Genomic DNA, 14,143 nt, shown 5'->3' on the forward strand with positions numbered 1-14,143 from the left:
GACGCTTCGCTTGTACAGCCTACAGTGTGTAGGCCGCTTCAAGCCACGCGCTCAATCACGTCTGACGACAGACTAAACGGTGTTGGCGTACACACTGCCAGGCTTAGCCCGTCGGCCTGTAAATCACTGAGATGTAAATGCAGCGGCGCGGTGCTGTCGTAGCTGACAATCTGCCAGGCGCTGCCGCCGCGCTGTTTCACCATCGCTTCCTTTCGCGTCCAGATACGCCAGAACGCCGCCAGGCGGTGTTCTTCGGCTTCCTTTTCCATTTCCACATGTTCATGGCGAGTAAAGGTGGCGTTGGCAAGTTGCTGCCATTGCGGGCGCGGACGCAGCGCTTCGATATCGCAGCCCACTTCCCCTTCGTCGCTTAACAGCAGCGCAATATTATCGCCGCTGTGGCTCAGGTTGAACCACAGCGCGTGATGTTCATCGAACCCCGGTTTCCCTTGTTCGCCAAAACGAAGCTCCGGCAACGGCGAGACGGCGTGGCAGAGCAACGCACGTCCGGCGAGCCAGGCGCTACGGCGCTTTCCGTCTGGCGCGTGTTCTGCAAGCGTTGACGGAATCGTCGCCAGACTGAGGGTCGAAATTTTCCCGAGGAACAGCCGATACATCTTTACTCCCAGCGTTTAATGACAATCGAGGTGTTGATCCCGCCGAAGGCGAAGTTGTTGCTTTGCAAAAACTCACAATCGATAGCCCGTGACTCTCCCATAATGTAGTCCAAATCGCCACATTGTTCGTCAGGCTGTTGCAGGTTTAAGGTCGGCGCAAACCACCCTTCGCGCATCATTTGCAGGCTCATCCACGCTTCCAGCGCACCGCATGCGCCGAGTGTGTGGCCGAAATAACTCTTCAGTGATGAAATCGGCGTACGGTTGCCAAACACGGCTGCAGTGGCCTGACTTTCAGCGATATCGCCGCGATCGGTCGCGGTGCCGTGGGCCGAAATATACCCGATATCCGACGGCGCAAGCCCCGCCTGACGCAGCGATTGTTCCATACAAATCTGCATCGTTTCCCGCTGAGGCTGCGTGATATGTGCCGCGTCGCAGTTGGTGGCGAAGCCTACGATTTCACCGTAAATGGTCGCGCCGCGCGCTTTCGCGTGTTCCAGTTCTTCCAGCACCAGTGTGCCTGCGCCTTCGCCAATCACTAAACCGTCACGGTTCACATCGAACGGCGACGGCGTGCTGGCTGGCGCATCGTTGCGCTGGCTGGTGGCAAACAGCGTATCAAACACCGCCGCTTCCGACGGGCAAAGTTCTTCCGCGCCACCTGCGACCATCACGGTTTGATAACCGTGGCGAATGGATTCATACGCGTAACCGATCGCCTGGCTGCCTGAAGTGCAGGCGCTGGAGGTCGGAATGACGCGCCCACGCAGGCCGAAGAACAGGCCCGTGTTGACGGCAGTAGTATGCGGCATCATCTGCACATAAGTGGTGCCGGTGATGTTGTTGGTATGCTTTTCGGTCAGCATAGTGGCGAATTCGCTTACCGGCCCGGTGCTCCCGGTCGATGAACCGTAGGCAATCCCGGTTTCGCCGTTGGTCAGGACCGGGTTATCAATCAGCCCGGCTTGTTCCAGCGCCAGTTCGCTCGCCCTTGTGGACATCAACGACACGCGGCCCATCGCACGAATGCGTTTGCGGGTGTAATGCGCAGGCAGCGAAAAATCATCAATCGGCGCGCCGAGCAGCGTATGCAGCCCGTCGTAAACCTGCCATTCCGGCATTTTACGCACTGCGTTCTGATAGCTGCGCAGGCGTTCAGACACGCTCTGCCAGCTTTCGCCAAAGGCGGTGACGCCGCCCATTCCGGTGATCACGACACGACGACTCATAACATGCCCCCATTGATGGAAATCACCTGGCGGGTGACGTAGCCCGCGATATCGGACATTAAATAGCTGGCAAGCCCGGCGACTTCATCGGCCTGGCCCATGCGTTTCATGGGGATGATATTCATCGCTTCTTTCAACGCCGCTTCTTCCATTTCGATCATCCCGGTGTCAATAAGCCCCGGCGCGATACAGTTGACGGTGATTTTGCGTTTCGCCAGTTCAATGGCGAGCGCTTTGGTCGCACCGATAATCCCGGCTTTTGCCGCGCTGTAGTTGACCTGGCCACGGTTGCCCATCAGCCCGGACACGGATGACAGAGTAATAATACGACCGCCTTTGCGGGTCGAAATCATCGGCATGATGCACGGGTGAATCACGTTATAGAAGCTGTCGAGATTGGTGTGGATCACGCTGTCCCAATCGTCTTCGCTTAACGCCGGAAATGCGCCGTCACGGGTGATACCCGCGTTGCTCACCACGCCATACCATGCACCATGTTGTTCGATATCAGCTTCCAGCACTTCGCGGCACTGCTCACGATTGCCGACATCAAACTGCAACAGACGGCCCGCGCCTCCGGCTGTTTCGATGGCGCTGAGCGTTTCCTGTGCGCCAAGTTTATCGCTGTGATAATGCACGCCAACGGCAAATCCGTCGGCCGCCAGTTTGAGCGCAATCGCGCGGCCAATGCCTTTGCTGGCTCCGGTGACCAGAACTGAACGACTCATGATGACGCTCCCTGTTGAAACAGCGTAGTTAATTCTTCGGTAGTGGGCTGGAAGGTGTTCACGCGCCCGGTGGCAAGCGGTTCACCGCCTGCGGTAATCACGCAATCAAAGCTGCCGAAGCGTTCGTCCTGCATCAGCAGCGAAACGGTGATGTCGAGCACGCTGTCGGCGGCAAACTCGCCGGCCACGCATTTCAGCTCGCGCGCGCCCAGCACCATGCCCAGCGTGATCTGCGTTTCGCCTTTTTGCTGGCGGTGCCAGCCGGACCACACGCCGACAGTCTGCGCCATCAACTCCAGTGCATACCAGCCGGGCAGATTTCCACTGGCATCAACAAAGGGGGCCAGTACGCCCTGGCGGTTGACAGTTACCTGGCAAACGGCCTGTTCGTCGGTGACGTTTAGCACGCTTTCCAGCAACAGCATTGGCGCGTCGTGGGGCAGATATGCGCCCGGTGATAAATAGTGGCTCATGCCATTCTCCCCAGCAAAATGCTGGCGTTGTTACCGCCAAAGGCGAAAGAATTCGACAAAATAACTGGACGTTCAAGCGGCTGCGGCGCGGTGATAATCCCGCAGGCGGGAAGCGTTTCGTCGGCGGGTGAATGGCTGAAATCCTGTGCAGGCAATGGCAAATTGCGGTCCAGAATCAACCAGCTCAGCGCCGCTTCGGTAATACCCGCCGCACCCAGCGTGTGCCCGGTCAGATGTTTGGTAGAACTGCACGGCACGCTTTCGCCAAACAGCGAATGAACAACCTGCGATTCCACCTGATCGTTCAGCGGCGTGGCGGTTCCGTGCAGATTGATATAGCCCACGTCCTGGGGCTTCAGTCCGGCATCGTTTAACGCCTGCTGAATCGCGCGGATAGCGCCTTCACCCTGCGGATGCGGGGCAGAAATATGGTGTGCGTCGCTGGATTCGCCCACGCCCAGCAGCGCAATCGGCTGTGGTTCGCGGGTGAGTAGCATCAGTGCCGCGCCTTCGCCGATGGTGATGCCGCAGCGATCACGCCCGAACGGCTGGCACAGCGTGGTGGACAAGGATTCTAAGCTATTGAAACCGTTGACCGGCATGCGGCTCAGGGTATCGGCTCCCCCGACAATTGCTACGTCGACCAGCCCGGCTTCAATCAGGCGGCGACCGCTAATCATCGCGCGAGCACTGGATGAACAGGCAGTTGACAGCGTATAGGCCGGGCCTTCCAGATTCAGCCAATTACGCAGGAAGCGCGACGGGTCGCCCAGCTCTTGTTGCGCATAGCGCCACGCCACACTCTCTTTGCTATTCAGCTTCAGATTGGCGTGCATATCACCTTCATCGAGACCCGATGTGCTGGTGCCCATAATCACCGCCACGCGATCACGACCGAACCGGGCAATCGCCTCATCAACCTGCGGCTGAATTTGTTCCAGTGCTGCCAATAGCAGCTGATTATTCCGCGAGCGGTGAGCGGTGAATGCATCGGGGATCGCAGGCAACTCGCCCTCCACCCCGCCGAGCACGGCAGAGACATCGCCCTGCAACCAGCCTTCGCGCGGGCGCATACCTGGCGCGACGCCTGCGCACAGATTGGCGGTTATCTCATCCGCTGTGCGGCCCAGCGCGTTAATCATTCCTGTGGCAGCAATGTAGATCATCTCAGTCGCCCAGATATTGAATGGTGATGTGGTAGTTGAACACGTGTTGCTCAATGCTGATCGGCTCGCGCTTCCCTTTGCGTTGCAGGTAGGTGATGTCTGTCACCAGTTTACCCTGAGGATTGCGAAGCTCACGTTTATCGCCGTGATCGGTGAGTGTCCAGCCTTTCGGCAGTTGCGGCGTCCATGCGCTGATTGGCCAGTGGCTCAACATCACGTCAGCCAGCACCTGGCTGGCTGGTGGCAACTGTGGCACCACAATTGACTGCTCAGTGTGAATGCCTTTGTCGTCATAGCTCACAAGGAACAGGCGGATCCCCACGGAAGAAAGCCCTGCGAGGCTCAGCTTTTTATCATCAGCGTTAAGCAGCACCAGCAGCGATTGGGATTTGCCGTTAAAGCTGCCGGTCAACAGTTGCTGAGAACTGACCGCAGGCGTAATGCCCGGTGCGGGCAATGTCACCTGCGTTCCCGGTTGCAGCCACGCCTGTGGACGACCATTTTCCTCGGGCGAAGAATGGCTACAGCCGGTGAGGGCCAGCACCGCTGCGAAAGCAACGCTGTGCCAAAGGGGACGTATCATCATTTTCTTCTCTCTTTCTTGCCCGGCATCGCCAGCGGTGACAGCAAAAACGCGGTGAAAATGCCGCTCACCAGCACGATGCCAAAACTGCTGATCGCCTGAGTAGCGCTGAATACCAGCATACCCAACGTCAACAACGTGGTGATCATCGCAAGCGTAATCGCCAGCAGCGACGTGAGCGGTGTTCCGCGCGGGTTGCTGAAAAATAGCGTGTAGTTGACGCCAATCCCGAGCACTAACACCAGCGCCAGTAACGAGAACAGATTCACCGCATGCTCGCTGAATGACAGCACCGCCAGACCGCAACCGAGTGACAGCAGCGACGGCACCAGGCTAATCAGCCCTCTACGCCAGCCAAGACGCAGCATGGCACCCACGGCGATAATTACCAGTGCCACGCCAAGCAGCGCGGTCAGAATGGTGCGGTACAGCGCGAACAGGTGATCAAATGAGGTTTTGCGATCGTTCCATGCGACACCCTCAGCGCGATCCGCGAGCCGTTGCAGCACAGCGCTGTTCTTCACGCCGTCAACGGGCACCAGCACGCCACTCTTACCGCTTGGCAGCGTCAGCCACAGCAAACGCCAGCCTTCGCTGGCAGGGCTTTTCAGCCATATGTCGACGGTCACTGGCATCGGGTTAAGATCAGGCGAAACGGTTTTCAGCCCGGCACTTTGCAGCGCTTTCACCACATTGGGCGTGGCTTGTTTTAACAGCGCTAAATCTTGCGCCTGTCGCTTGAGCGAATTCAGCGGCAGCGTGCGGAACTGTGTGAAATCGCCCGCGGCGCGCGCCTTTTCCAGCTGTGGCGTAAAGGCTTCCAGCCGTTCCAGCGTTTGCTGGGCGGAATCGCCGTACACCACAAACCATTTCTGATCGACGCTTTGCCCAGTGAGAGCGGTGATTTTTTTCTCCTGCGCGAGCAAATGCTGCGGCAGCGCCTGGAGTTGGGAAATGTCGTCATCCACGCGCAGCGTCGCCATTCCCGCCAGCGCAAATAACGCCAGCGCGACAGGCAGGCCGACAGAGAGTTTTTTATTGCGCCGCCATGCCGCGAGCCAGCGCAGCATCAGGGTCATCATCGGAACAGGGCGCACTGGCAAGCCACGGCACAGCCACGGATGCCAGAAAATGACGGTGAGGCATGACGCGCTGAGTCCGGCAGCAGCAAACACCGCCATCTGGCGAATACCAGGGAACGGCGCGAGTATCATCAACAGATACGCCGCAACGGTAGTCAGCAACGCCAGCAGCAGGGCGCTACGCACTTTTTGCAAGCTTTGCCACGGCGTGGAGACTTCGCCGTGGACCATCCGCTCGGTCAGATAATAGAGCGTGTAATCCGCCGAAATGCCGATGATGCTCATGCTCATCACCAGGGTCATTAAATGCAGCTCGCCGAACAGTAACAGTGTGACAACGGTTCCCGCCAGCGCACCGATCCCGACAGAAAGCAGGCATAAAACCAGCGGACGCAAAGAACGGAACACCAGCACAATCAGCAGGATAACGCCGAGGATCGTTGCCACGCCGAGCGTCGACACATCGTGCTTCGCCTGCTGGCTGGCGTAATCGCTGTAGAACATCGTTCCGCGTGACAGCAACTGCGCCTGCGGGAATTGCGCTTTCAGCTGGGTTTCCAGCGTCGCCAGTTGCGTGACGCGCTGGTGGATTTGCTGCATGTCGAACGAAGAACCGTTCAGCTCGCCGTGCAGCAGATACCAGAAGTTACCCGCTTTATCCTGCGCGACCAGCCAGCCGTCCATCAGCCGCAGCTTTTGTCCGTTTTGTGCCAGCGCCAGTTGTGAACCGCGCATCAGCATCAGCGGATCGTTGTTTAATTCTTTCCCACTGACGCCGGAAAACGCCGAGTACAGTTGCGATAAAATCCACTGTGCCTGCGCTTCACCGCCCTGTTGCAGGCGGCTGCGGGTGGCGCTGTCAATAAGCGCATTGCGATGCTGGAAGAAGAACGTGCCCCACGTTTGCTGGCTGTCTGCATCCATCGCGCCTTTCACTTCGCTTAACGCGCCGGACTGCGATAGTAACTGCTGCCAGCGATTCGCGGCCGCGGGATTGGCGGTTTTGCCCGGGCTCACCAGCCACACTAATTGCCGGTCGAGACGCTGCATAAACCCGTCGCTGAGCGCAGGCGGGATAGCACCCATGCTTTGCGTTGGGAGCATTGCCAGCACGCTACTGTTGAGCTTCGCCCGTGGCAGCATAAACGCCAGCGCGGCCAGCAGAATCAGGCACAGCGCAAGCCAGCTCCAGGCGGCACGGCGAGCGCTATTGGGCGGCAAAGCGTTGGCGTTCGTCATCGGTCAATTGGGTCGGCGTCAGGCGTTGGTTGGTGAGTTTGATATCGGTGCGATCGCCCTGTTTATCATTCAACTGGATCGTTTCCAGATACGTTTTCCCCGCCAAATCGATAGAGGTAAAAATCTTGTCGAGCGGTGTGGTGATGGGCGTCAATTTCAGGGTCCAGCTGTCGTTGCCTTTGTCCTGAAAATCGATACGGAAGTTTTGCTCCAGCACTTTGCGGTCGGCCTGGAACAGCGCGCGCAGCAGATGGTTAAACTGGAACATCTGCGGGTTGTTGTCGGCGGTGATGGTCTGCGGCGGTTGGCCGTTGACGATTTGCACCATTCGCGAATCATTGAGCATCAATTGCATCGGGAACGGCGTGGTCTGGTCCCACAACAGTCCGGTGTCGCGAGCAATCAGCATTTCGCCCTGCGAGCGCAGCGGCTGCGGCATCTCTTTAATAGTGCGAGTCTGATCGAAATGGGCGCGTACCAGCGGTTGCCCGGTAAAGCGCTGCTGCAAATCATCCAGCGTGATGGCGTGTGCCAGCGGGGCGAGCAGCACGACGATAAGAGGCCACAGTTTCATGCGCTCACTCCCATGCGTTCGAATAATATCGCCGGGCTGACGAAGCACAGCTCTTTGGTTTTCTCTTCCACCGCCACCTGAATGGTGTAGCCGGTGGTGGTGCGCTTGCCGGTTGCCGCGTCGAAAATTTCATAGCTGATACGCAGACGGTTTTCATACTCTTCGAGTTTGGCGCGCACGCGAATGGTCTGCTCGAAGGTTACGACGTCGCGGTACTTCACGCGGGTGTCGACAACTGGCCACACGTAGCCGGATGCTTTCATCTGGCGATAACCATAATCGAACTGATTGAGCAGCGCCTCGCGGGCGATTTCGAAATAACGGAAGTAGTTGCCGTGCCACACCACGCCCATCATATCGACGTCGTGAAAGGGCACGGTCAGTTCAATCTCGGTGGTAAAGCGGGGATCGTTGAGCACCCGTTACTCCTTCTCAGTCGCATCCGGCAGACGCCAGAAATCAAAAAAGTTAAACCAGTCGAGCGGTGACTGTAAGGCGTAATGCTCCAGTCGCTGCGCATAACGATCGACAGTGGCCTGTAACGCCTGCTGGCGCTCGCCTCGCGGTAACACCAGCGGGTCGGCGAATGGTTCGCAGTGCACGCGCAGTTTGCCCTGCTGCTTGAGGGCGAAAATCATCAGCACCGGACATTTCAGCACCGAAGCCAGAATAAACGGTCCTTGCGGGAACGGCGCGGGCGAGCCCATAAACTCGCTCCAGATAACGCGCCAGTCGCCGCCGCGCTGCGGGTTGACGGCAATACGATCGCCGACGATCGCCACCCATTCGCCCTGATCGAGTTTCTCTTTCAGCAGCATGGCGGTGTCCGGACCAACGTCCGTCACCGAAATTAAATTGAGGCCAGACTGCGGGGCGTTTTCTTCCATCACCTGTTTAAAGCGCTGTGCGTTTTCGTTAAACACCAGCGCGTTAATGGTTCTCGTCGACAACGCGCGACAGGCTTCTACATCGCCGAGATGCGAGGCCAGCAGCAGTTTTCCCTGTGGCGCAGACATGTCTAACGCGTCCTGTGCGCCGGAGGCAAAAACAATATCGCGGCCTGGTTTCAGTTCGCCGCGCCAACTGGCAATTTTGTCGAGAATAGCGTGGCCGAAAGCCATAAAGTGATGAAAGCTGTTGAAGCGTGCAGGCTGCGGGAAATGACGCGCCGCGAGTTCTTTTTTCGCTCGCGCAATCCACTGCTGCGATGCACGACGCGGTTCGCGGGCGGTGAGCCAGAAAACGGCAATGACCGGCCACAGCAACAGGGAAAATGCGCCACGCCCGAAAGTTTTCCACACCCAAATCATCAGCCGCATGCCCCACAACCCTTTGGCTTCCGGCTGTTTTGCCCAGTGATGGCTACGACGACGAAACAGCAGCGAGGGAATGCGCGGCAACATGCCGAAGAACAAACGAGTGTGCATCCAGGAGATGCGCAGGTTGTCTTTTAAGGCATCGAAATGCGAGAGGCCGTCCGGCGGATAGGTCACGCGGGTCGGCACAAAATAGCTGGTATTGCCCTGCCAGTAGAGGCGCACCATCACTTCGGTGTCGAAATCCATTCGTTTGCCGAGTGGCACGCGGCGGGCGAGCTGTAGCGTCGGCTCCACCGGGTAAACGCGAAATCCGCACATGCTGTCTTTGAGCTGGAGAGACAGTGTCTCAATCCATACCCAGACGTGGGTGACGTAACGCCCGTACAGGCGCGAGCGCGGAACGGATTCATCGTAAATCGGTCGCCCGGAAATCAGCGCGTCCGGGTGTTTTTCTGCCAGCGCTACCAGACGTGGGATGTCTTCAATTGCATGCTGCCCGTCGGCATCGACCTGCACTGCATGGCTGAATCCTGCACGCTGGGCTTCCTCTAAACCACGGAGGACTGCCGCGCCTTTGCCTGCGTTTTCCGGCAGGCGCACCAGCGTCATGTTTGTGTGCGTTGCCGCGAGTGTATCCAGTGTTTCGCGTGTGGGTTCATCGCTGCCGTCATCCACCACAATGCACGGCATGGCAAAGGCCGACAGCCGTTCGAGTACGCTCGCCATCATTGCGCCATGGTTGTAGCAGGGGATCAGAATGCAGGGGGAAAAGACTACTGGCATAACCGGATCTTTCCGCTGCTGGCCGTGTGACGTGCGTCGCCGTCGTGGCGCTGATAGCTGAACGTCAGCAGCTGTTTTTCGGCTTGCCAGGCGAGGTCCAGTGTGACGGTGGTTTCGGGCAACAGCGGGGCCTGAAACTTCACGTTCTGAATGCTGTGAAAACGAAAACCGGGGGCCAGCAGTGTGGTGGCGTAATGCATTACCCAATCGAGTTGCGCCACGCCGGGCAGAATAGGCTGCACATCAAAGTGGCCCTGAAACCAGAACAAGTCGGGATCCAGATGCAGGGTGATCGACAGCGCCTGCGGCTGTGTCAGTTGGCGTGCAATTTCACGAGGCTTCACGAAAATAACTCCTGCAATTGCGCATAGACACGCTTGTTCATGCTGTTCACGGGGATTTCATCCAGCACGCGCCAGTAACGCGGTACAGCGACGGATTCCAGCCACGGTTGTAGTGCCTGACGCCAGGCTTGCTGTTGGCCTTTGCCGCCCGTCGTGTCCCATTGTTGACGGGCGCTTTCGGTTAACACCAGCACCACGCCAATCCCCTGACGACCGCCGCGTGAAACCGGCAGCGCAGCCGCTTCCACAACGCCCTCCAGTGTCATCAGGCGCTTTTCGACTTCGCTCAGGGAAACCCGTTTTTCTTCAATTTTCACTACGCGCCCGCGACGCCCTGCCAGACGGAAACCGTCATCGACCAGTTCAATCATGTCGTCGAGCAGCAGCCCTTCATTGTCGTTCACCAGCGGCGAAAGCAGACGCCACTCTTCGCCTTCGGCCCGCAGCGTGACGCCGGGAAACAGCTGCCACGACGTACCGTTGTCGATGCGCTGACGCCAGGCAACGATGCCGGACTCGGTGCTACCGTAGATTTCATCCAGCCAGACGTTGAGCCAGCTCTGAGTCTCTTTCACCTCTTTCCACGGCAGCATGCCACCTGCGGAAAGGATCATCTTAACCGGCGGAGGTGCGAGTTGTGGATCCAGACGTTTAAGAAACGCCGGACTGCTGATGAAGACGTAGCGATGCTGTGGATCAAGCGCGCTTAACTGTTCGGCATAATAGGTCATCGACGCGTGCAGCGGCATTCCACAGGCCATGGGCAAGAAGATGCGGAACGTCAGTCCGTACAGGTGCTGCGGCACGACAGAGGCCACCACCCGACAGCCTTCGAGGCGTTGTTCAAAACGGGTGTGCAGCATGCGGGCTTCTTCGTCGAGCAACGCGATGGGCTTGATAATTTTTTTCGGCTGACCGGTGGAGCCGGAGGTGAAGAGTTCGACGTAGCTGTCAGCGGCAATCGGCGGCAGTGTGATGTCGTTATGCGGCGTTGCTTCGCCTGGCGTCACCACAATTTGTGGGCCTTCGCAGTCGAGTTGCGTTTCGCTGAGCATCCCGTCGAATAAATCCTTCTGTTCACTGAGCAGCGAGGCGCGGCAATGGCCTGGGATCACCGGGATTTTTCCCGCGTGCAGTGTCGCCAGCAGGGCTACGATAAACAGATAGCTGTTTTCGAAACACAGCGCCCAACGCGTGCCGGGCTGTGCCGCCAGCGACTGCATCAGGGTCACCACGTCGTGGCGTAATTCACCGAGCGACCATTCGCGTGTGCCAAGCCACGCAACAGGCGTGTCGTCAGGGCGCGTGGGACTTAGCCACTGTGACAGCGGAAGGGGGTGTTTCATGGTTGTTCTCTTTTCATCATCCGTCGACGAACCAGCCATTCTCCGGCCATCAGGCTGCCCATTAGCAGGTAGGCGATAACGCCGTTCCATGCAGTCCACAGCTGCATGTCGCCATGCAGCGCAGTGAAGAGGGCAATCAGTCCGTTCACGATAAAAAACAGGCACCAGATGCGGGTGACCTGACGGGTATAGCGCACGCCTGCCGGAGGCAAATTCGGTTCGCGCAGTCGCGCCAGACGCTCAACCAGCGGCATTGCGCTCCACAATGAGCCGCCGAAGACCGTCAGCATCACCGCATTCACCACCACCGGGTAGAACAGCAACAGCTGATGCGCTTTCAACACGCTGCTGGCGACGCACAGGGCAATGCCAGCCAGCGCGACGGTTTGCAGCACCCGGCGCATCGGCCCGGCTTGTTTACGCACCATAAACAGGCGAATCACCAACAGCAGGGCCATGGCAGGGATCAACCAGTGCAGGCCGTTGTGTGCCAGACCAAAGCCAACCAGCAGTGGCCAGGCGAGGACAATCACACCTGTCGCCAGCCGGATAGCCGACAGCGAGCGTAAACCACGCATCTGCGTTACTCGTCGTGCAGCAAACGGCTTACGGCATCGACCACATCCTGAACGGTGCGGACCGATTTAAACTCGTCGGGCTTAATTTTTTTGCCGGTTTTTTTCTGCAAATGAACAACCATATCGACGGCGTCGATGCTGTCCAGTTCCAGATCTTCATACAGGCGGGACTCAGGCTTGATGTCCTGAGGATCGAGTTCAAAGAGTTTGTGCAGAAGTTCGGTAACTTCCTGAAAAATAGTTTCTTGTTCAGTCATAACGGACTCGTCTTCACGCGCGTTGGGCGTTAATAAAGGACGCCAGTGTGGCGACGGAATAGAAATGCTGACGCATCTCTTCGCTTTCTGCTGAAAGCACCACGCCGTACTGATTTTTCACCGCCAGCCCCAGTTCCAGCGCATCAATGGAATCCAGGCCTAAGCCATCGCCAAAGAGTGGGGCATCGGTGTCGATATCATCCGCTGACAGCTCATCAAGATTCAGGGTCTGAATGATGAGGTTTTTTATTTCAAGATAGAGGGCTTGCATCATTAATTCCTGCCAAAAATAAGTCTTTCCCGATTACGTTTCCGGGTTGGGCTGCTGTAACTGCGCCAAAAACAGCCGGTTGAGCTGTCGGGCAGCCAGTGCCGGTTCTTGTAAGTTTGCATCATAAAAGTCGGTGATGGCGAGACGCTCGCACACATTCACGTCGAATATGGGTTTTACCGGCGGCACATCATACCACTTGCTCTGTTTATCGAGCATACGTTCGCTGCAGTGGATCGTCACAATTCGGACATCACTGGCGCAGCGCACGGCGATATTCGCCGCGCCGCGCTGGAGTGTCATTGGCTCGCCGTAGCGCGTGCGGGTGCCTTCCGGGAAAATCAAAATCGTGTCGCCGTTGCCCAGCCGTTGCTGGCTGGCGGGTAGCAGGCTGTCGGCCTGGCTGTTAATTAAATAATCCGCGCTGCGAATGACTCCGCTCATAAACGGGTTCTTAAGTAATGAGCTTTTGACCATGCAGTCGGTTTCGGGCATCACCGAGGCCAATAACACGTAGTCGAGCAGCGACGGATGATTGGCGATCACCAGACAGCCGCTTTCAGCGTGCAAAATCTCTTTGCCGTGAAAACGGTAATCCAGCACGCCCATGATTTTCGTGACCCACAGGAAAAAGCGAAAGCTGGCCGAGATACTGCGACGGGCAATGCTGCGGCGGCGCGCGGGATTGCGCACGCACACTAACAGGATATTGAACCAGATAAGCGAAAGCAGCAGGCCGCCAATGCCGAACAGCGAGAAGCAAAATCCAGTGGCGAAAATGCGCCATAGGCGATTAATACGGGCACTGATGGCGGTCATGCGCGGCTCCAGCACCAGCGGGACACTTCACCGTCCAGGATGAATTCGCGGTCGTCATTCAGGTAATGGCGCAGGAAAGTAAGGCTTTGCGGCAGACCCGTTTCTTCTTCGCTGCCGCCAGACTGTGTAGTGCAGTTGAGCGTGCTTCCGGCCTCGAAAACCATCGCGCAGGCATACGCCCATGTCGACATGTTCTCGGGCAAATCGGGGTGATAAAACGGGGGCAGCGCACCGTCGAAATCCACCATCAGTACGCGCTGATAGCCTGCATGCAACAGGCTAATGACTTCACACAAACCCTGTTGAAACGTATCTTTTCCGGCGGCAAGCGACGATGAAACCACAGGCTGTTGGGCCACGATGGTCAGATTACCGACGGCGGAATTGTGTACCGAAAGAGCGAAATCCGTAGGCGAGACGGGTTGCTGTGTCGCCAGCGCTTCGAGAATGCGGTAGTTGCGTTCCAGTTCGCCGTGGCGGCTGGTGTAAAGCACGGCGTCTATCGCATGTTTGTGCAGCATCGACAGCCCACATTCCACCGCGAGTTTACTGCCTGAGCTCAGGCGGCGGGCGGTCATCATCGGCAACGCAGTCAGTTTGGCCTGCGGCGCTATCGGGTCGATGGGGTGTGCGTGATGCGCCCAATCAAGCCATTGTGCGGTGTCGCTTAAGCCAGGCGCACGGGCCTGCCAGTCGATAAGATTCAATGCAAAATTCATCAGTACGAGCCTG

General features: G+C 57.8%; 17 protein-coding genes. All 17 read right to left on the bottom strand.

The features are described from left to right. Positions 1 to 38: 38 nt before the first annotated feature. Genes acpT through VH187_RS20465 form a run of 17 tightly spaced genes read right to left on the bottom strand, consistent with a single transcriptional unit; the run spans position 39 to position 14,130 of the window. Positions 39 to 617, bottom strand: coding sequence for a 4'-phosphopantetheinyl transferase AcpT (gene acpT / locus VH187_RS20385; RefSeq protein WP_329703261.1), 579 nt, complete (start codon positions 615 to 617; stop codon positions 39 to 41). 2 nt (positions 618 to 619) lie between these two features. After that, on the bottom strand, positions 620 to 1,849 hold the full coding sequence (locus VH187_RS20390; protein ID WP_329703262.1) for a beta-ketoacyl-ACP synthase: 1,230 nt from the start codon (positions 1,847 to 1,849) through the stop codon (positions 620 to 622). Then, positions 1,846 to 2,577: a 3-ketoacyl-ACP reductase FabG2 gene (locus VH187_RS20395; RefSeq protein ID WP_329703263.1), complete on the bottom strand. Its 732-nt coding sequence runs from the start codon at positions 2,575 to 2,577 to the stop codon at positions 1,846 to 1,848. Before VH187_RS20395 ends, VH187_RS20390 begins: the two co-directional genes overlap by 4 nt. Continuing rightward, a complete protein-coding gene (locus VH187_RS20400) occupies positions 2,574 to 3,050 on the bottom strand; it encodes a hotdog family protein (RefSeq protein WP_329703264.1) in 477 nt (158 codons plus the stop codon). Before VH187_RS20400 ends, VH187_RS20395 begins: the two co-directional genes overlap by 4 nt. Next, the gene (locus VH187_RS20405) at positions 3,047 to 4,216 is read right to left on the bottom strand and encodes a beta-ketoacyl-[acyl-carrier-protein] synthase family protein (RefSeq protein ID WP_329703265.1); all 1,170 of its coding nucleotides are present in this window, start codon (positions 4,214 to 4,216) and stop codon (positions 3,047 to 3,049) included. The genes VH187_RS20400 and VH187_RS20405 overlap by 4 nt, the downstream gene beginning before the upstream one ends. A gap of 1 nt (position 4,217) precedes the next feature. Continuing rightward, a complete protein-coding gene (locus tag VH187_RS20410) occupies positions 4,218 to 4,802 on the bottom strand; it encodes a DUF3261 domain-containing protein (protein ID WP_329703266.1) in 585 nt (194 codons plus the stop codon). Beyond that, the gene (locus VH187_RS20415; RefSeq protein WP_329703267.1) at positions 4,799 to 7,120 is read right to left on the bottom strand and encodes an MMPL family transporter; all 2,322 of its coding nucleotides are present in this window, start codon (positions 7,118 to 7,120) and stop codon (positions 4,799 to 4,801) included. Before VH187_RS20415 ends, VH187_RS20410 begins: the two co-directional genes overlap by 4 nt. Continuing rightward, complete coding sequence (locus tag VH187_RS20420) at positions 7,089 to 7,694, bottom strand: outer membrane lipoprotein carrier protein LolA (protein ID WP_329703268.1); 606 nt, start codon at positions 7,692 to 7,694, stop codon at positions 7,089 to 7,091. Before VH187_RS20420 ends, VH187_RS20415 begins: the two co-directional genes overlap by 32 nt. Further along, positions 7,691 to 8,113 (bottom strand): acyl-CoA thioesterase, encoded by a 423-nt coding sequence (locus VH187_RS20425; RefSeq protein ID WP_329703269.1) that lies wholly within the window; start codon positions 8,111 to 8,113, stop codon positions 7,691 to 7,693. Before VH187_RS20425 ends, VH187_RS20420 begins: the two co-directional genes overlap by 4 nt. Positions 8,114 to 8,116: 3 nt before the next feature. After that, positions 8,117 to 9,796, bottom strand: a complete 1,680-nt coding sequence (locus tag VH187_RS20430) for a glycosyltransferase family 2 protein (protein WP_329703270.1) — start codon at positions 9,794 to 9,796, stop codon at positions 8,117 to 8,119. Beyond that, positions 9,787 to 10,140, bottom strand: a complete 354-nt coding sequence (locus VH187_RS20435; RefSeq protein WP_329703271.1) for an ApeI family dehydratase — start codon at positions 10,138 to 10,140, stop codon at positions 9,787 to 9,789. Before VH187_RS20435 ends, VH187_RS20430 begins: the two co-directional genes overlap by 10 nt. Continuing rightward, positions 10,137 to 11,486, bottom strand: coding sequence for an AMP-binding protein (locus VH187_RS20440; RefSeq protein ID WP_329703272.1), 1,350 nt, complete (start codon positions 11,484 to 11,486; stop codon positions 10,137 to 10,139). The genes VH187_RS20435 and VH187_RS20440 overlap by 4 nt, the downstream gene beginning before the upstream one ends. Then, a complete protein-coding gene (locus VH187_RS20445) occupies positions 11,483 to 12,064 on the bottom strand; it encodes a COG4648 family protein (RefSeq protein ID WP_329703273.1) in 582 nt (193 codons plus the stop codon). The genes VH187_RS20440 and VH187_RS20445 overlap by 4 nt, the downstream gene beginning before the upstream one ends. Before the next feature lie 5 nt (positions 12,065 to 12,069). Further along, positions 12,070 to 12,321 (bottom strand): acyl carrier protein, encoded by a 252-nt coding sequence (locus tag VH187_RS20450; protein WP_329703274.1) that lies wholly within the window; start codon positions 12,319 to 12,321, stop codon positions 12,070 to 12,072. A gap of 13 nt (positions 12,322 to 12,334) precedes the next feature. Then, a complete protein-coding gene (locus tag VH187_RS20455) occupies positions 12,335 to 12,592 on the bottom strand; it encodes a phosphopantetheine-binding protein (RefSeq protein ID WP_110510180.1) in 258 nt (85 codons plus the stop codon). Between the two features lie 33 nt (positions 12,593 to 12,625). Continuing rightward, entirely contained in the window at positions 12,626 to 13,411 is a 786-nt protein-coding gene (locus VH187_RS20460; RefSeq protein ID WP_414714014.1) for a lysophospholipid acyltransferase family protein, read from the bottom strand. After that, positions 13,408 to 14,130 (bottom strand): beta-ketoacyl synthase chain length factor, encoded by a 723-nt coding sequence (locus VH187_RS20465; RefSeq protein WP_329703275.1) that lies wholly within the window; start codon positions 14,128 to 14,130, stop codon positions 13,408 to 13,410. Before VH187_RS20465 ends, VH187_RS20460 begins: the two co-directional genes overlap by 4 nt. Positions 14,131 to 14,143 lie beyond the last annotated feature (13 nt).

The organism is Scandinavium sp., from assembly GCF_036271055.1.
GTDB lineage: Bacteria > Pseudomonadota > Gammaproteobacteria > Enterobacterales > Enterobacteriaceae > Scandinavium.